This is a genomic window from Chryseobacterium sp. KMC2, from assembly GCF_016756935.1.
GTDB classification, from domain to species: domain Bacteria; phylum Bacteroidota; class Bacteroidia; order Flavobacteriales; family Weeksellaceae; genus Chryseobacterium; species Chryseobacterium rhizosphaerae.
This window is the reverse complement of record NZ_JAESIT010000001.1, coordinates 538515-557289: the sequence shown is the minus strand read 5'-3', so window position 1 is coordinate 557289 and position 18775 is coordinate 538515. Positions and strand designations below refer to the sequence as shown.

At 39.8% G+C, this 18775-nt stretch carries 18 protein-coding genes and 1 pseudogene; 15 read left to right on the top strand and 4 right to left on the bottom strand.

The window, feature by feature from the left end; all coding sequences use genetic code 11:
- Nucleotides 1-8: 8 nt before the first annotated feature.
- Nucleotides 9-269: a helix-turn-helix domain-containing protein gene (locus JML65_RS02410; RefSeq protein ID WP_202269787.1), complete on the bottom strand. Its 261-nt coding sequence runs from the start codon at nucleotides 267-269 to the stop codon at nucleotides 9-11.
- A 658-nt stretch (nucleotides 270-927) separates the two neighbouring features.
- Between JML65_RS02410 and JML65_RS02405 the strand changes: the two genes are divergently transcribed.
- From JML65_RS02405 to JML65_RS02395, 3 genes are all read left to right on the top strand, one after another.
- Nucleotides 928-3933 (top strand): SusC/RagA family TonB-linked outer membrane protein, encoded by a 3006-nt coding sequence (locus tag JML65_RS02405; protein WP_202269786.1) that lies wholly within the window; start codon nucleotides 928-930, stop codon nucleotides 3931-3933.
- Between the two features lie 10 nt (nucleotides 3934-3943).
- A complete protein-coding gene (locus tag JML65_RS02400; protein WP_237390763.1) occupies nucleotides 3944-5323 on the top strand; it encodes a RagB/SusD family nutrient uptake outer membrane protein in 1380 nt (459 codons plus the stop codon).
- Nucleotides 5324-5426: 103 nt separating this feature from the next.
- Entirely contained in the window at nucleotides 5427-7784 is a 2358-nt protein-coding gene (locus JML65_RS02395) for an alpha/beta hydrolase family protein (protein ID WP_237390762.1), read from the top strand.
- Between the two features lie 39 nt (nucleotides 7785-7823).
- Here the strand turns inward: JML65_RS02395 and JML65_RS02390 are convergent, their stop codons facing one another.
- Nucleotides 7824-8090 (bottom strand): DUF6520 family protein, encoded by a 267-nt coding sequence (locus tag JML65_RS02390; RefSeq protein ID WP_226798637.1) that lies wholly within the window; start codon nucleotides 8088-8090, stop codon nucleotides 7824-7826.
- A 23-nt stretch (nucleotides 8091-8113) separates the two neighbouring features.
- Nucleotides 8114-8245, bottom strand: a complete 132-nt coding sequence (locus JML65_RS23970) for a hypothetical protein (protein ID WP_262896487.1) — start codon at nucleotides 8243-8245, stop codon at nucleotides 8114-8116.
- An 85-nt stretch (nucleotides 8246-8330) separates the two neighbouring features.
- Here JML65_RS23970 and JML65_RS02385 point away from each other — a divergent pair.
- Together JML65_RS02385 and JML65_RS02380 are read left to right on the top strand one after the other, a co-directional pair.
- Nucleotides 8331-8444: pseudogene (locus tag JML65_RS02385) on the top strand (DUF3408 domain-containing protein); the annotation flags it as partial.
- Nucleotides 8445-8455: 11 nt separating this feature from the next.
- Nucleotides 8456-9073: a hypothetical protein gene (locus tag JML65_RS02380; RefSeq protein WP_202269783.1), complete on the top strand. Its 618-nt coding sequence runs from the start codon at nucleotides 8456-8458 to the stop codon at nucleotides 9071-9073.
- A 30-nt stretch (nucleotides 9074-9103) separates the two neighbouring features.
- Here JML65_RS02380 and JML65_RS02375 read toward each other — a convergent pair whose 3' ends face one another.
- A complete protein-coding gene (locus JML65_RS02375) occupies nucleotides 9104-10081 on the bottom strand; it encodes a YhcG family protein (RefSeq protein WP_202269782.1) in 978 nt (325 codons plus the stop codon).
- Nucleotides 10082-10271: 190 nt separating this feature from the next.
- Here JML65_RS02375 and JML65_RS02370 point away from each other — a divergent pair, with 190 nt between their 5' ends.
- The 10 genes from JML65_RS02370 to JML65_RS02325 are packed head-to-tail and all read left to right on the top strand — an operon-like array spanning nucleotide 10272 to nucleotide 18771.
- Complete coding sequence (locus JML65_RS02370; protein WP_202269781.1) at nucleotides 10272-10577, top strand: DUF4134 domain-containing protein; 306 nt, start codon at nucleotides 10272-10274, stop codon at nucleotides 10575-10577.
- Nucleotides 10578-10588: 11 nt separating this feature from the next.
- Nucleotides 10589-10921: a DUF4133 domain-containing protein gene (locus JML65_RS02365; protein ID WP_202269780.1), complete on the top strand. Its 333-nt coding sequence runs from the start codon at nucleotides 10589-10591 to the stop codon at nucleotides 10919-10921.
- A complete protein-coding gene (locus JML65_RS02360; RefSeq protein WP_202269779.1) occupies nucleotides 10918-13428 on the top strand; it encodes a TraG family conjugative transposon ATPase in 2511 nt (836 codons plus the stop codon). Before JML65_RS02365 ends, JML65_RS02360 begins: the two co-directional genes overlap by 4 nt.
- Nucleotides 13429-13473: 45 nt before the next feature.
- Nucleotides 13474-14082, top strand: a complete 609-nt coding sequence (locus JML65_RS02355; RefSeq protein WP_410668683.1) for a DUF4141 domain-containing protein — start codon at nucleotides 13474-13476, stop codon at nucleotides 14080-14082.
- 1 nt (nucleotide 14083) lies between these two features.
- Nucleotides 14084-15076 (top strand): conjugative transposon protein TraJ, encoded by a 993-nt coding sequence (traJ, locus tag JML65_RS02350; protein WP_202269777.1) that lies wholly within the window; start codon nucleotides 14084-14086, stop codon nucleotides 15074-15076.
- A 12-nt stretch (nucleotides 15077-15088) separates the two neighbouring features.
- Nucleotides 15089-15712 (top strand): conjugative transposon protein TraK, encoded by a 624-nt coding sequence (gene traK, locus JML65_RS02345; RefSeq protein WP_202269776.1) that lies wholly within the window; start codon nucleotides 15089-15091, stop codon nucleotides 15710-15712.
- Between the two features lie 10 nt (nucleotides 15713-15722).
- Nucleotides 15723-15992 (top strand): hypothetical protein, encoded by a 270-nt coding sequence (locus JML65_RS02340; RefSeq protein ID WP_237390761.1) that lies wholly within the window; start codon nucleotides 15723-15725, stop codon nucleotides 15990-15992.
- Nucleotides 15993-15995: 3 nt separating this feature from the next.
- Nucleotides 15996-17294, top strand: a complete 1299-nt coding sequence (gene traM / locus JML65_RS02335; RefSeq protein ID WP_202269775.1) for a conjugative transposon protein TraM — start codon at nucleotides 15996-15998, stop codon at nucleotides 17292-17294.
- A gap of 15 nt (nucleotides 17295-17309) precedes the next feature.
- Nucleotides 17310-18209, top strand: a complete 900-nt coding sequence (gene traN, locus JML65_RS02330) for a conjugative transposon protein TraN (RefSeq protein ID WP_202269774.1) — start codon at nucleotides 17310-17312, stop codon at nucleotides 18207-18209.
- A 1-nt stretch (nucleotide 18210) separates the two neighbouring features.
- A complete protein-coding gene (locus tag JML65_RS02325; protein WP_202269773.1) occupies nucleotides 18211-18771 on the top strand; it encodes a conjugal transfer protein TraO in 561 nt (186 codons plus the stop codon).
- Nucleotides 18772-18775 lie beyond the last annotated feature (4 nt).

Sequence of the window (18775 nt, the reverse complement as noted above, 5' to 3'; positions counted from 1 at the left end):
GTTTTCTGCTACTCTTCAATTTTGTATTTTTTTATATCGAAGTCAAAATCAAAAAGTTCTTTTGGAGAAATGCCGAACGCTGAAGACATTTTTAACATTGTTTCTATGGTTGGATTACCTTTGCCATTTTCAAATTTATTATAATTGCTTGAATCAAAAGTTGAATTCTGAGCCACTTGATCCATAGACTTAAATTTATTAGCTCGAATTTTTTTTAAATTTTCAGCGAACTCAATCATAAACAACCTTAAAACTTCTTTGCTATCCATTACTATTATATTTAATAGCAATTTTGGATTTTTGATTATAAAATTCGTGGTAATATATTACCATATAATAAATTAAATTATTATATTTGTAAAATAAGTTACATAAATGTAACTTTGCGATACTTCAAAGAATATTAGAAGCTATTGCTTAGAATCTCAATTCGAAAACTGGTAATTTTAGTATACGAGACGATAAGCAGGAAGCTCACGACCTAGGCGTGGGCTCTCTTATCTGTATACAAGGTATACCAGTACCCCGAATTGGATAATGTAGAGTCTCATGCCGTTTTTCTTTCAATGCAGTTCGCTTTATCTCTACATAAAAAATCTAAGCCCGCTTCCTAAAAATAGTATCAGACTACACGATACAATAGGAGGGTACAACCTATTGCGGCTTTAAAAAGCTTACACGGGAACACAGATTTCATTCATATTAAATTCTTTCCGGTGCCTTGCGGTCACTGCTTATAGAACTTCACCAGTCCTTTTTCATACCGAAGGGCATCAGGAAAGTCTTTATCTAAAAAATGAATCAAAAAACTACTCAACTTAAAATCAGAAGAAAGAAAAAAGCCCCTTCCCATAGAGTTTGCAGACCAACGGGAAAGAGCGTAGTTCAGTAATTAATCTTTAAAAAATTAAAAACCTTTACAAATCTATGAAAAATTCCTATTACAATATAGGAGGCATTTTCTTTGGGCTCATGTTTACTGCTGTAAGCTTTACTACAAAAGCCCAAACACGCACCATTTCCGGTACCGTCACCTCATCAGGTAAACCTCTTTCAGGAGTATTAATCTCCCAAGAAGGCAGTGATCAGGTAACCATGACCGGTAACAACGGAACCTATATCTTACAGGTTTCAGCAGAAAATACCATCCTATTGTTCAGACATCCTGATTATACAGAAGAAAAATTCACACTTACTAATCAGACCGTCGTTAATATCAGCTTAGAACAAAAAGTAAAGGGAATCGAAGAAGTTATTCTCAACGCTGGCTACTACAAGGTTAAAGACAAAGAAAGAACCGGTAGTATCGCCAAAGTTTCAGCAAAAGATATCGAAAATCAACCTGTAACCAATGTGCTTTCTGCGGCACAGGGTAGAATGGCAGGAGTAAGCATTACCCAGAATTCAGGGGTAGCAGGAGGCGGATATGATATTCAGATCCGGGGCAGGAACAGTCTACGGAATCTTTCCAATAGTGTGGTAGACGGAAATCAGCCCTTATATGTGATTGATGGAATTCCGGTGGGAGGGCAGCTGAACTCAGCTCTTTCAGTGGGAGTGGTTCCGCTTAAAAATATAAGTCCGCTCAATGCCATCAACCCTAATGATATAGAGAGCATAGAGATTCTGAAAGATGCAGATGCAACAGCTATTTATGGATCAAGGGGAGCCAATGGTGTGGTACTTGTAACCACCAAGAAAGGTAAGAAAGGGAGATTAGGCGGGATGATCAGTACCGCTTACAGTATAAGCAGTGTGGGAAGCCGTATGAAAATGATGAATACCCAGCAGTATCTTTCCATGCGCAGAGATGCTTACAGGAATGACGGGATAATGACGTTCCCTGCTAATTCTTATGATGTGAATGGAGTCTGGGATCAGGGAAGATATACCAACTGGCAGAAAGAACTGATAGGGAAGACGGCGACAGGAAGCATAACCCAGGCAAGCCTTAGTGGCGGGACAGAAAATAACACCTTTTTGGTAAGCTTTTCCCATAATGACCAGACGACGGTATTTTCGGGGGATTTTCATTATAAAACCAATATACTGAATTCCTCATTCAGCCATAGCTCAGCGGATAGAAGATTCAGAATAGAGGCTTCCAATATGTTTTCATCGCTTTCCAATAATGTGGTGAATACGGATCTTACTTTAAAGGCACTGACCCTGAGTCCCAATGCGCCTGCACTATATGGAGCGGATGGAAACCTTAACTGGGAGAACAATACCTTCACCAATCCGTTGGCAGCGTTGGAGAGTACCTATTCGAATAAAGTATTGCAGTGGAATTCCAGTGTGAACCTATCCTATCGATTTTGGAAAGACTTTGTACTGAAGGCCAATGGCGGGATTAATTACCAGAACCTGGAGGAACTTTCCTTACTGCCCAGTTCGATGTACAATCCGGCCTATGGAATGACTTCAGAGAATTCTTCAGCTTCCAAAAGCAGCAATACGATGTTCTCCTATATTATAGAACCTCAGCTTTCGTGGGCAAAGAAACTGGGAAATCATGAACTGGATATTCTGGTAGGAACTACTTTTCAGCAGACAACCACTAAACTTTCTTCAATGACAGGAGTAGGTTTTCCGAGCAATGCCCTCATTGGAAACATAGGCGCTGCCTCAACGAAGATAATCTCCAATCAGGTAACCAATCCTTATCGATATGCAGCCCTCTATGCCAGGATTAATTATAAATGGAAGGATCGGTATATACTCAATATTACAGGACGCCGTGATGCCTCAAGCAGATTCGGACCCTCCAACAGGGTAGCGGAATTCGGAGCGGCAGGGCTTGCCTGGCTCTTTACTAAAGAACCGATATTCGATTCCTGGAAGTGGCTGAGCTTCGGAAAGCTTCGGGCAAGTTATGGCGTAACAGGAAGTGATTTTATAGGAGATTACCAGTTTCTGAATACCTATACTATAGGGGATTCGAATTATGACGGGGTAACGGGGCTGTATCCGTCAAGGCTTTATAATCCTGCCTATAGCTGGGAGAAGACAAAGAAGCTGGAAACGGCTCTGGAACTGGGATTTCTAAAAGACAGAATCATGCTGACGGCTGCCTTTTACAGAAACCGTTCAACGGATCAGCTGGTGGGGATTCCCCTGCCTTCTATCACAGGTTTTTCAAATGTAACGGCCAATCTTGGAGCTACAGTGGAAAACAGAGGCTGGGAGCTGTCACTCAACGTCAATATTCTTAAATCGACCCCTCTGCGATGGGAGACGGGGCTTAATCTGAGTATTCCTAAAAACAAGCTTATTGAATTTCCGGGACTGGAAGGGTCTACCTATGCCAATACCTATAAAGTGGGGTATCCTACCTCCATGGTACGGGTTTTTGAATATGAAGGGATTGATCCGGTTACAGGGCAGTACAGGTTTAAAGACTTTAACGGGGATGGGAAAATTACAGCTCCGGCAGATGCGCAGGCGATAGAAAATATAGGCATGAAATATTACGGAGGTTGGCAGAACCAGATTTCCTATAAAAATATAAGCCTTTCATTTCTGCTGTATTTCGTGAAACAGAAAAACTGGAACTATATAAGAGGGATAGCCGTGCCCGGTACCATGAATAATATGCCTGTAGATTTTCTGGATGTGTGGTCAGCAGATCATTCGGGAGGACTTATTATGCCTTACTCAGCGGGTGGAAATGCCGCCATAAACAGTTTGACGGCTAACTTAAGGAATAGTACGGCAGCCATAGGAGACGCTTCTTTCATCAGGCTTAAAAATATACAGCTTAATTACCGTATTGAGGGCCGTGACAGCTTCTTTAAAAATGCAACGCTTTATGTGCAGGGGCAAAACCTCTGGACATGGACAAAATACTTCGGACTGGATCCCGAGTTTACTGTACCCGGATATCTGCCGCCGCTTAAAACCTTTGCTTTTGGGATACAGCTTAATTTTTAAATATCAAATTATGAAATACAATATCGTTAAAATAATAGGGGCGGGGATGCTTTTTTTGATCCTTATTCCGGGGTGTGAAAAAATGGTGGAAATTGATCCGCCCACTGATCAGATCAGTACAGCTGCGGTGTTTGAAGACACCCATACCGCCGATGCAGCATTGGCAAATCTGCTGGCAGAAGTGAGGGATAACTCCATGTTTTCAGGAGGCAGTAACGGGCTTTCAGCTTTTTTATCAAGCTATACGGATGAACTGGATGCCTACTTCACAAGTACGACCAATGCTGCCCAGGATATTTATCATAATCAGCAGCTTGCCGGGAATATCAGTGTGGAACTGATATGGCGTAATGCTTATAAAGAAATTTATATGACCAATTCGATTGTAGAGGGTCTGGAAGGGGCTTCTGCAATACCGCTGAAGGACAGACAGCGCATTACCGGCACAGCGCTCCTGGTGCGTTCAATGATCTATTTTAATCTTCAGCGTTTATTTGGTGATATTCCCTATACGGAAACAACAGATTTTAAGATCAATAAGAGCCTTCAAAGAATGCCTGAAAATGAAGTGCTGAACCATATTGAAAAAGATCTTCAAAAATCTGTGGAAATGCTGGCTGATGAATATCAGAATGCTGAGAGGCTGTACCCTAACCGTAAGGTGGCACAGCTGGTTTTAGCTGAAGTGTACCTGTCCCGGAAAAAATGGACTGAGGCAGAACAGATGGGGAAGGAAGTGGTTAATAGTCCGGTATATACTTTTGAAGAGGATGTAAAGAAAGTGTTTTTGAAGACCGGAAAACATATTCTCTGGCAGATGAAACCTCAGAATGAGAATGATGGCACCGCGGAGGCTTTGCTGTATTATTTTACCAATGCAGCGCCTTCTTCCTATGCGCTTTCAACGGATCTTATGACGTCTTTCTCTGATACAGACCTTAGAAAACAGTACTGGACACTTCCTGTTAGCTTTAACGGACAGACATGGTACAGGGCCTATAAATATAAAAGCCTAGACCCCAATACGACAGAGTACTCGATTATTTTCAGGTTGGAAGAGGGATATTGTATTGTGGCTGAAGCGATGGCCAGGCAGGGAAAAATAGCAGCAGCTGCTGTTTATCTTAATCATATCAGACAGAGGGCAGGTCTTGCCGCTGTTGCAACAGGACTTACACAGGGTATGTTTCTTAATGAACTCCTGGAGGAAAAAAGACGGGAATTCTTTACGGAGAAAGGACAGCGGTTCTTTGATCTGAAAAGAATGGATAAGTTAGATCGGCTTCTCGCTGTAAAGCCCAACTGGAAATCTTACCACAGGATTTGGCCTATACCGCTGAATGAACTATTACTCAACCCTAATTTAAATCCCCAGAATGAAGGCTATTAAACTATTATACATCGTCATTCTGTTTTTTTGGATACCCGGTATAAGCCAGACTGTTAAAAAGGATAGATTTAATCCCAGGTATCATAATCTTAGATACACGATTATGTTTCAGGAAACATCACCGGACAGAAAGTGGACAGCGTTTCGGAAGACCTATGAGGAAAGCAGGGACACCGTTGTTTTGGTAGATCATAAAAAGCCTGAGACCGTGAAACAATATGCAGGCGTGTCCAGGTTTTATTTTACCGGCCATTCAAATCTTCTTTTAATAAGAAAAGGCAGTGCTGAGATGATCAACCTTAATTCCGGAGTGAGTAAAAGCTGGAATCATGTGGTCAGTTCGGAATTTATAAAGTCTCAGAATAAGTGGGTAGTATTACGGGGAGCTTCATCTTCAGGAACAGATCTGGAAATCTGGAAAGAAGGGGATCTGAAAGACAGATATAAAAATATTACAAGGTTTTTTGTAAAGGGAAGTGATGTGTTTTTTATGAAAAAGGAGGTAGGGAAAAACCTGCTGTATGATCTGAAAATGCCGAAAAAAGAAATCTATTCATCTGATCAGGAAATACTGGATTGCAGCTGGTCTGACAAGGAAGCCAGTGCATGGGTTACAGAAAAGAATGGAAAAACGGATCTGGTTTATATTAGCGGAAACCATGAAGCATTTCATTTGAGCGGTGATATGAACCGGGATTTTAAGACGGCTTCAATTTCCCAGCTGGGGACCGCAGAGCGTTTTCTGGTTGGGCTCACTTACGCTGCTGATTCAGCTAAGTTACCCGGTAATCCTGACATCTGGAATGCGGATGACCGTAAACTGGAAGTGAAGTTTCAAGGTGGGGAGTCGGAAGAAATAGCGGTCTGGGACCCGAAGCTCCGCAGACTAAGAATGGATTCTGATGATACAGCGCTGGAGAAAATAAATATTGGAGACAGCGTGTATGTTATCGGTTATAATTACTATAAAACTCAGGATTATATTCACCAATATCCTGAGTTTGATTTGTACCGTTATAAAGTGGAGAATGGGAAGCGGCAATATATCGGAAAGGGAGGGTATATGCTCTATTACGGATCGACAGGAAGGTTTGTATTGTCTAATCCCCGCAATAATTGGGTGCTTTATGATATTTATACACTAACTGAAAAAAAGTTGAAAATAGCGGATACCGGAGATCCCTATTTTTCAGAGGATGATCAATATATCCTGTTTGAAACGGAGGGCGGGCTGTTGCGGTATCAAACAGATATCGGTGATTTGGTGAAAATTCCCTTACGGGATGGGTTCCATTCTACCATTGTAAATCCAATTCGAGGAGAGGGTATAAGCAGTTACCCCAATGGGAATAAGAATCTATATAACAGCAAAGAGCCCCTGATTATAAAAATGTATGATAAAAAAAATGATCTGACAGCCATCCTCTCTTATTCTTGCCAATCCGGTAAAAAGGTTATGCTGCTGGCTCCTACAAGAGAACGGATCGATAAAATTGAACATAAGAATGGCAGCCTGCTGGCTGTCAGTATTGAGGATTATAATGTTCCAACCTATATTAAGGCATTTAACGGCTCGAAAGCAAAAATCATTTATAAGAGCAACCGGGATGATATAGAGGTTGGAAGGATTCGTAGTGAGAGGATCAGCTATAAAAATTTCGAAGGAGCAGACCTTACCGGTATTTTATACTACCCTTTGGATTTTAGTGATAAAAAGCGTTATCCCATGATCACTATTGTATATGAGAGACAAAGCCACTTAGGCAATCAGTATTTGCGTGATGGGTTTTTCGAGCGTACTGAGGGCCTAAACATACGTTCTTATCTTGAGGGTGGGTATTTTGTGTTTCTTCCCGATATTGTTTTTGACAAAAGAGGGACGGGATTCTCGGCTCTGGATTGTGTGAACAGTGCCCTGGATGCTGTATCCGGATTGAAGTCCATTGATTTTACAAGACTGGGACTCATCGGGTATTCCCATGGAGGATATGAGAGTAATTTTATAGCCACCCATTCAGACCGGTTTAAAGCCTATGCCTCGGGAGCGGGAAACAGTGATTTGATGCGGTCTTATTTTTCATATAATTACAATTTCCTGAGACCTTTTTATTGGCAGTTTGAAAACGGACAGTATAAAATGCCGGGAAGTTTTAAAGATTATAAGGAATTGTATATTCGAAACAGCCCGATTTACAATGTATCCGAAATCAGTGCACCCATATTCCTCTGGACAGGAATCAATGATAAAAATATAGATTGGAATCAGGTAATGGAGTTTTATATAGGATTAAAAAGAAATAAAAAAGAAGCTGTCGTTTTGTTTTATCAGGATGAAGCTCATGGATTCCTGAAGCGGTCCAATAAAATAGATATCGCCCGAAGAGTCGAGCAGTGGTTTGAATATCACCTTAAAGATGGGGCAAAAGCAGATTGGATGAAAGGAAGTGATAAACAGGATTGATTAACAAGTAAAGGATGCCTTTTGGGCATCCTTTTTAAATTAAGGTTTTACAAAAAGTGAGTTCGGACATGAGGTGTTATTGATCCTTTGGAAAAGCTGTTCAGGGCCATTTCCGAGATCTGCAGTACACATAACGTTACCTGATGTGTCACATGTCACATGAGCATTGACACATTTAATAGCTTCGGCAGGGCGAAAAACGTACCCTGTTGCAGGGACTTTCGTGCTGCTTTTGTTAACATTGCTAGCCAGAGCAGATGTTGCGCCTATCATGACAATGAAGACAGGCAGAATGAACTTTTTCATAGTATTTGGATTTGTTGTTTTGCCTACTCTGATCTAAGGTTTTCGGCTTCCCCTTTTCTGAAATCTTCCATGATCGTCTGCGCATAACGATACCGGATGATCTCATTGCCTATAAGTGTATAGAAGTAATTATCGCCAGCCAGCATTCCTGTCATTTTATTTTTGTGCCGGTTCTGAACATAAAAACTTCCGCTGTAACTTTTATTATGGGTATTGTATAAGCATCGGAATGATTCAGAAGAAGACCAGATTCCATTGTATGCTTATCTGGATAATATTCTGGCATATCATTTTGAAATGTTTGAAAAGGAAATTACTGATGATTTCAACAATAAATACCGTCCAATCTTTTAATTCTTAATCATATGGAACAACTCATCATCATCTTTTTGCTCATCATTATTATGCTGATTCTTTTAGACAGAAAATTTTCGGTCAATGTCCGAGGGAAAAATCACAGTGATACCAATAAGAGTGTGCCTTCCATTATGGGAGCTACAAAGCAAAGAGAAGGACAGATTTTGCCAATCGGTGCCAGGGAAAGACAAGGTGAATCTGATATATTTACTGTTGATAATTTTGAATCAGAAACCAAAGAAGAGGAATTTGAGCCTATTGACCAGAGTAAAAATATCAATGATATTCTCATCAAAAATGATGAATGGGAGGAGTATGAAGATTGGATAGATGAAAACTCTACTATTGAAAGCGGGTTCGCTACAGGGGTTACCTTTCAGGAATTGAGTACTGCGGGTCAGTTGCTTCAGCAGGACATGCTGGATCCTGACTTAGAACAGCAAGCAGTAGAGATCATTCAAAAAATTCAGGAAACCGAGCTTTTTGATCTCTTAGAGAATTCATTAGGAGATGCTTCGAAAAGAATTGCCACTTTAGTGACAGCGAGCATTCCGGATGATGACAAGATCATTTCTTTTAGGCGTAATAATTCTTCGGACAGTTTCGACATTGGGGAATTTGTTTAGGCAAATTCCCCTTTACTATTTAAAGAAACTTCAATCTGGTCTGTTATCAAACAATTCATGGAGCTTCTGCTGAAGAACTTTTTTGTCCGGAAGCTGGGTCTTGTATTCGGAAACCATGGTAGGAGACAGACTTCTGCTAAGCGCATATTCTACCACCTCACTATCTTTGTCTTTACACAGCAGTACGCCAATGCTTGGGTTTTCATTCTGACGTTTGACATCCCTGTCCAGTGCCTCCAGATAAAAGTTGAGCTGACCTAAATGTTCGGGTTTGAATTTATCTGATTTCAATTCAAATGCGACCAGGCATTGCAGACCTCTATGGAAGAATAAAAGATCAATATAAAAATCAGAATTACCTACCTGTACTTTATATTCTTCACTGATGAATAAAAAATCTCTACCTAATTCCAGGATGAAGTTTTTCATCTGCTGAATGAGTCCTTTTTGGAGATCACTTTCATTAAACGTTTCAGGTAAATTCAAAAAGTCAAAGACATAGCTGTCCTTAAAGGTATTGGCAATGTCTGCGTTGGTTTCTCTCAACACTGTTGAGAGTTTTGAATTTCCGATCATGGTTCTTTCAAAAAGACTGCTGGAAATTTGCCTCTCAAGTTCCCTAAAACTGTAATTTTCCTGCTTTGTGAGTTTGATGTAAAACTCTTGTTCTTCAATTGTTTTGCAACGTGAAAATATAGCCAGATTATGGGACCAGCTGATTTCTCTCAACAGTGTTGAGACTTTTGGAAACTCCTTGTAGGTTTCATAAAACTGTTTCATTCTCCAAAGATTCTTATCCGAAAATCCTTTGATGTCAGGCTCATTGGTCTGGATATAGTGAGATAATTCTTTGACCACAGATTGTCCCCATTCACTCAGTTCTACCTTCTTGCTGATATATTCCCCTATATTCCAGTATAAATCGATCAGTTCTGCATTGACCGTTTTTATAGCATTGTTACGAGATCGCTTGATAAGTTCAATAATGTCGGTGAACCTTTTATCCATGATTGTCTTTTTTGAAATTCCCTACAAATTTACAATTAATTATAAACGAATGCTGGTAAGTGCCTTGTTAGTTGAAAGCCAAAAGATTCCTGATGACGCCATTAGCCTAAAAAAATTCCAAAGCTCAGACATCTTTGTCCCATAGTTCCGCAAAGTGCGGCACACCATAACAAATTGATGTGTTTCAATTATGAAAAAACAAAGAAAAAGACTACTGGTATCAAGTTTAACCTTTATAGCAGTAACAGGTGTATTTGCCCAGGGCAATGGTGCCGCAGGGATCAACGAAGCTACTCAGATGGTCACCTCTTATTTTGAACCGGCTACCCAATTGATCTATGCCATCGGGGCAGTCGTCGGACTCATCGGAGGGGTTAAGGTTTACAACAAGTTCAGCAGCGGTGATCCTGACACCAGCAAGACTGCTGCAAGCTGGTTTGGAGCGTGTATCTTTCTGATCGTGGCGGCAACGATCCTTCGTTCATTCTTCCTTTAAACTTTAACAATATGAATATCTATAATATCAACAAAGGAATCGGAAGAACGGTCGAGTTCAAAGGATTAAAAGCACAATATCTGTTCATTTTCGCAGGAGGCTTGTTGGGAATACTCGTATTCGTGATGGTCATGTACATGGCAGGAGTCAATACCTATCTCTGCCTTATAATTGGTGGTATGAGCAGTGGAATTCTCATCTGGCAGACCTTCTCACTGAATGGAAAATACGGAGAACACGGTCTGATGAAATTAGGCGCTCAAAAAAAGTATCCCAAATATATCATCAGCCGTAAGAGTATTTACCGGTATCTGAAAACCAACCATAAAAGAGCAGGCGTATGAGAAATTCTTCCAAAGCAGCAACCTTGGAAAGCAAATTTCCATTGCTTGCGATTGAAAATGATTGCATCATTTCAAAGGACGCTGATGTTACGATTTGCTTTAAAGTAAAACTTCCAGAACTGTTTACCGTTGCTTCCGCTGAGTACGAAGCTATGCATTCCGCCTGGTTCAAGGCGATTAAAACACTGCCTGATTTTACGGTCGTCCATAAACAGGACTGGTTTATTAAAGAAAACTACAATCCTGATTTATCGAGAGAAGATCAGAGTTTTTTGTCAAAATCTTTTGAAAGACATTTCAATGAGAGACCCTTTTTAAATCATTACTGCTACCTGTTCATCACGAAAACCAGTAAGGAAAGAATGCGGATGCAGAGCAACTTCTCATCTCTCTGCAAAGGCAGGCTGATTCCCAAAGAGATTAAGGATAAAGAGGTAATCAGTCGTTTTTTTGAAGTGGTCGACCAGCTGGAGCGGATCATGAATGACAGTGGTTACATTCATTTGGAAAGGCTGACTGAAGATGAGATCTCAGGAACCCGCGAAAGATCAGGACTATTGGAACAGTATCTTACTTTATCACGAGATACTCATCCATCATTACAGGATATTAAGCTCGGATCTGAAGAAATGCGGATTGGTAACAATCGCATCACTATGCACACCTTATCGGATACAGAAGATCTGCCCGGTACTGTTACATCTCACAGCCGTTATGAAAAGTTAAGTACAGACCGCAGTGACTGTCTTCTGTCATTTGCTTCTCCCGTAGGACTTCTGTTAAGCTGTAATCACATTTATAATCAGTATTTGTTCATTGACAACAGTGATGAGAACCTGAACAAGTTTGAAAAATCTGCTAGGAACATGCATTCGCTTGCACGGTACAGCAGAGCCAATCAGATCAATAAGGAGTGGATTGAAAAGTATCTGAACGAAGCTCATTCTTTCGGTCTGCAATCTATCCGCGCTCATTTCAATGTCATGTCATGGTCCGATAATCCTGCTGAGCTCAAGCAGTTAAGAAATGATACAGGAAGTGCTTTGGCTTTAATGGAATGTAAACCCCGTCATAATACAACCGACACAGCAACATTATATTGGGCAGGCATTCCGGGGAATGCAGGCGATTTTCCAAGTGAAGAAAGCTTCTACACATTTATTGAACCTGCTCTATGTTTTTTCACAGAAGAAACCAACTATCAGGATTCGCCTTCACCATTTGGGATTAAGATGGCTGACCGCCTAATGGGAAAGCCTATTCACCTGGATATTTCAGATCTGCCGATGAAGCAGGGGATTATCACCAATAGAAATAAGTTTATCCTTGGTCCTTCAGGCAGCGGTAAATCTTTCTTTACCAACCATATGGTACGACAGTATTATGAGCAGGGCGCTCATGTTCTTCTGGTGGATACCGGAAATTCCTACCAGGGATTATGTGAACTGATTAAAGGTAAAACCAAAGGAGAGGACGGGGTATATTTTACTTATACAGAAGACAATCCTATTGCCTTCAATCCATTCTATACCGATGACGGAATCTTTGACATCGAAAAAAGGGAGAGTATTAAAACATTGATTCTGACACTATGGAAAAGAGATGATGAACCACCGACCCGTTCAGAGGAGGTGGCCCTTTCCAATGCAGTCAGCGGATATATTGAAAAGATTAAATCCAATGATCAGCATCCTTCTTTCAACGGTTTCTACGAGTATGTAAAAGAGGATTATCAGAAAGTTCTGGAGCAGAAGAAAGTGAGAGAAAAGGACTTTGATATTGCCAACTTTCTCAATGTGCTGGAACCTTACTACAGAGGAGGCGAATATGACTATCTGCTCAATTCAGAAAAGCAGCTTGACTTATTATCCAAACGTTTTATAGTTTTTGAAATCGATGCCATTAAAGATCATAAAATTCTGTTTCCCATTGTGACCATTATCATCATGGAAGTTTTCATCAATAAGATGCGAAGACTTAAAGGAATCAGAAAGCTGATCCTTATCGAAGAGGCCTGGAAAGCCATTGCAAAGGAGGGAATGGCAGAGTATATCAAATATCTTTTCAAAACAGTCAGAAAATTTTTCGGAGAAGCTATTGTGGTGACTCAGGAAGTTGATGACATCATACAATCACCGATTGTGAAGGAAAGTATCATCAACAATTCGGACTGTAAAATCCTTCTCGATCAGCGTAAGTATATGAACAAGTTCGATGACATTCAGGCCATGCTGGGATTGACTGATAAGGAAAAAGCTCAGGTACTTTCTATCAATATGAACAATGATCCACGAAGATTGTATAAGGAAGTCTGGATTGGATTAGGAGGAACGCACTCTGCGGTCTATGCGACTGAAGTTTCTACCGAAGAATATCTGGCTTATACTACTGAAGAAACAGAAAAGATGGAAGTGATGAATCTTGCATCAGAACTTGATGGGAATGTCGAACATGCCATCAAGCGGATTTCTCTAAAGAGAATCAAATCGAATACGAAAGACAATTAAATCATTTAAAATTTTACAACAATGAAAAACTTAATCATCAAAACCATGATGGTAGCATTCTTCACTACCGTAACATTTGCACAAGCGCAATTTGTCGTAACAGATCCTGCTAATCTGGCATCCGGAATTCTGAATTCAGCCAACGAAATTGTGCAGACTTCATCAACCGTTTCCAACGTCGTTAAGAACTTCAATGAGGTCAAAAAGGTGTATGAGCAGGGCAAAGAATATTACGATAAGCTTAAAGCGGTCAACAACCTTGTCAAAGATGCCAGAAAAGTTCAGCAGACTGTTCTTTTGGTGGGTGATGTTTCTGAAATGTATGTGAATAATTTCGGTAAAATGCTGAATGACCCCAACTTCAGTGCTCAGGAATTAGCTTCTATTGCCAATGGTTATTCTGCGCTTCTTACAGAAAGTACGGAGCTATTGAAAGAGCTGAAGGAGATTATTACTTCCAGCGGCTTATCACTTAATGATAAAGAAAGGATGGATGTTGTTGACCGGGTGTATAAAGAGGTTAAAGCGTATCATAATCTGGTAAGATACTACACCAACAAGAATATTTCGGTCAGCTACCTGAGAGCTAAAAAACAAAACAATACCCAAAGGGTGTTAGATCTTTACGGAACCTCGAACCAAAAATACTGGTAAAATGGAACCTAACAACTTACACGAAGTACTGCGTTCCGTATATGAAGAAATGATGCCGATGTGCGCCGATATGGCGGCTGTCGCAAAAGGAGTTGCAGGTTTAGGCGCTTTGTTTTATGTGGCATTAAAAGTCTGGCAGTCATTGAGCCGTGCGGAACCTATTGATTTGTTTCCCATGTTGAGACCATTTGCCATTGGCATCTGCATTATGTTTTTCTCGACATTGGTTTTAGGAAGTTTGAATGGGGTGATGAGTCCCATTGTTCAGGGCAGTCATGCCATGCTGGAAAATCAAGTAATGGATATGAATGACCTCCAGCAAAAGAAAGATCTTTTGGAGCGTGAAGCCATGCTTAGAAACCCAGAGATGGCCTATTTGATTTCCAATGAAGAATTTGACAAAAAACTGGAAGAGCTGGGATGGTCACCTTCAGATTTGGTCACGATGTCCGGAATGTATATTGAAAGGCAGATGTTTACCATCAAGAAGGATATTAGGGATGGTTTTCGTGAGTTTCTTGAAATATTGTTTCAGGCTGCTGCATTGGTTATTGATACCATCAGAACTTTCTTTCTGATCGTACTATCAATCTTGGGACCCATTGCATTTGCGATTTCAGTATGGGATGGCTTTCAGACCACTTTAACCCAATGGTTGACCAGATATGTCAGTGTTTACCTCTGGCTTCCTGTTGCGGATATATTCAGTGCGATTCTTGCCAAAATACAAACTTTGATTTTAGAACGGGATATCGAAATGCTGGCAGATCCTAGCTTCATTCCTGATACTTCCAATACGGTGTACATCATCTATATGGTGATTGGGATCATAGGTTATTTTACGGTACCAACAGTGACAGGTTGGGTGATCCAGGCAGGAGGTGCCGGTAATTTTATGCGTAATGTAAACCAGACCGCTTCAAAGTCCGGCAATGTTGCGGGAGCCGCAGTAGGTTCGGCAACAGGAAATATTTCGGGAAGATTATTAAAATAAATATACAGTTCTATGGAATTTAAAACTTTAAGAAATATTGAGAGCAGCTTCAAGCAGATTCGTTTGTTTACGTTTGTTTTTGCGGTGTTATGTTTTGGTGTGGTAGGCGTGGTCGTATTCAAGTCCTACCAGTTTGCAGAAGAGCAGCGTCAAAAGATCTATGTGTTGGATAACGGTAAATCATTAATGGTAGCGCTATCGCAGGATATGTCGATTAACAGGCCTGTGGAAGCGAGAGAGCATGTAAGACGATTTCATGAATTGTTCTTCACAATCGCTCCTGATAAGAATGCTATTGAAAGCAATGTAAAAAGGGCTTTCAATTTGGCTGATCAATCTGCATTTAACTACTATAAAGACCTCCAAGAAAAAGGCTACTATAACAGAATTATTTCCGGTAATATCCAGCAGAGAGTTGAGATAGACAGTATCGTTGCCAACTTTGACAGTTACCCTTATGACATAAAGACGTACGCAAGACAGTTTATAATAAGATCCAGCAATCTTACTATCAGAAATTTAGTCACCAACTGTTCACTGGTTAATTCTGTACGGTCTGACAGCAATCCTCAGGGATTTATCATTGAAAAATTCAACGTGCTTGAAAATAGAGATATCGAAACTGTCGAACGCTAAAATGACCAGAATGAAAAAACTAAGAGATACACTGGAAAATTATGTTGTAAAGGCTGAGAACCATTGGAAATCTCTTCCGGTAGAGCGACAAAAATTCCTGACCAAGGTTTTCTTTGGTGGTTATGTTTTGATAACCGTCATCGTCATTGTCAATATATGTGTTACTACAGGTCAAAGAAGTAATACTATTTCTATCAATCATATTGACGGCATTTCTAAGAAACCTACCGAAAAAGGATCGAAGCATAATGAAATAGTAAACTCATCCACTAAAAAATAGAATATGAAAGATTCAGAGAAAATTAGAGTGACAGAAAATGATCTCTCCCAAAATTCTAACGGAGTGAATGATCATCCCAAGGCTCAATGGGAAAGATTAAAGAAACCTTTCATCTACTTTTTGATGGCTGCTGTATGTGCATCTTGCTTTTATCTGATCTTTAAGCCCAAAACCGACCATACCATTATTGAAGAGGCTGGCTTTAATGCAGCTATTCCACAGGCAAAAGACGGTCAATTGCAGTCTGATAAGCAAAAGGCTTATGAGCAGCAGTTATTAGAGCAAAAGAATGAAGAAAAAAGAAATTCAATAACAACTTTATCAGATTACTGGAATGACCAGAACGGTGTAAACTATAATAGCAACCCACCTTCTTCAACGTCCACTAGAAGTGTACTTCAGCAATCCGATCAGAATGCTCTGAACAGTTATCGAAATGCACAGCAGACCTTAAGCTCATTCTATAATCGGGATAATCAGGAGGTCAATAACCTAAGGAAAGAAATTTCAAGGTTAAAGAATGAGTCAATGCAAAATCATGCTGTTCCTGCGGGTCTGGGAATGAACGACCAGTTAGAGCTCATGGAAAAATCGTATCAAATGGCTGCTAAGTATCTTCCAACGACGCCAAAGCAGGAAAAACCAGCAGAAAAAGAAGAGGTCGAAAAGTCAACGGAAAAGAAGGTTAAATTGACTTCAGCAATACCGGTACGTTCCAATGTTGTTTCCTCATTATACAGAGACCGGTCGGATAGTGCTTTTATCGCAGGTTTGAATCAGAATAGATTTTATGACAGTCAAAATGATTCAGAAAACTCAGTTCAAACAAAAAATGCAATAAGAGGTGTGGTCTACGAAACTAAGACTTTGGTCAACGAAAGTACATTATTTATAAGGCTTTCAGAAGCGATGAAAGTCGGAAGAGCTGAAATTCCAGCGGGGAGCTTACTGATTGCAGTAAGCAAATTTCAGGGTGGGAGGCTTCAGTTAAAAATATCTTCCATTCAATCTCAAGATAATATCTATCCTGTAGAAATCAATGTTTATGACACTGACGGTCAGATGGGATTGTATGTTCCTTATTCAGCGGAGCAGAATGCGGTAAGCGATATTGTAGCTAATATGAGCCAGACTTCAGGCACTAATATTATGATGACTCAATCAGCAGGGCAGCAGATTGCAGCTGATCTGAGCAGGGGAGTAGTACAGGGACTGTCGGGTTATTTTCAGAAGAGAGTCAGACAATTGAAAGTAACTGTAAAAGCTGGCTATCAAGTCTTCCTCTTACCCAAAAATAATTAATCAAAAAAAATAAAAATGAATACACAAAAGAGTCATTATATTCTCATTATGCTATTACTTCTATTAGTAAGCAAGGCATTTGGGCAGGATTCTGTGACAACTTATATTTCCTTGGAACAGGCAAAATTGGACCCTTTCCGGATTAATGTCACCTACAATAAAACAAGTCATCTGATATTCCCCTCATCAATACGATATGTTGACCTGGGAAGTGATCTCTTGGTTGCCAATAAGGCAGAGCCTATAGGAAACGTTCTTCGGGTTAAGTCAGCTGTCAGTGATTTTGAAGAGGAAACTAATTTTTCGGTCATTACTGAAGATGGAAAATTTTACAGTTTTGATGCATCCTACAGTTCTTATCCGGAAATACTCAGCTATGATTTAGTAAAACTTCAGAGAGGTATGGAGAGACAGTATGCTGATGTATTATTTGAAGATCTTAAAGGAAGCTCAACTTCTTTCACCTGGCTCATTATGGAAAATCTTTACAGGAAAAGCAACAGAACTATTAAACATATTGTTTCAAAAAGCTATGGAATTGAGTTTTCAGTCAGAGCACTGTACGTTAATGACAGCAAGTTTTATTTCACATTGCAGGTTAAGAATCAAAGTAATGTGGGGTATGCTATTGAATGGGTCAATTTTAAAATTGTTGATAAAAAGAACTTAAAGCGAACGGTCGTTCAGGATAAGATTTTAGAGAAGGTTCGTACCTATTTCCCGGAAAGGATAATAGCTGATCATTCAGACAGTAAAGGGATTTATATGCTTGATCAGTTTACGCTCTTAAAAGATCAGGTTTTGGAGATTGAAATTCTGGAAAAGAATGGGGGAAGGCATCTGAAAGTACAGCTTGAAAATGAAGATCTTGTTCATGCAAGATTGATAAACAGTTTAACCATTAAAACGGAGTAAGATGCACAAAATATTTTTAACAGTCATCTTAACGATGATACTGGGTAGCAAAATATTTGCTCAACAGATGATTCCCAAGCAAATTGGTATTGAATTTACCTATTCGGTATTTCCAAAATCTCCAGAAAAGCAAAATTATATGTTTAGTACGGGGCTTGTTTCTTACTCGAAGAATGGTAATTACTTTTTTGGACTGACAGAATTTAGCAGAAAATATTATAAATACACTAGCTGCGATATTCCGATAGATACGTTTCTGCTTAACAGTGGTTACAGTTTTTATCTATGGGGAGACTTCATGCGAAATGTCAATCTTAATCTGGGAATTGGAGGTCTTGTTGGTTATGAACAGGTTAATAGAGGCAATGAATTGCTATATGACGGTTCAATGTTAACAGCAACGGATAATTTTATTTATGGAGCAAATGGTAAGCTATCTATTGAAAGCTATCTGACCGAGCATTTAGTTTTCCTGGTCAACGGACAACTTCGCTTTTTGAAAAATAGCCAAATGGCTAATTTTCACTCTCTGCTGGGGGTTGGAATAAGATATAATTTCTAAAAAT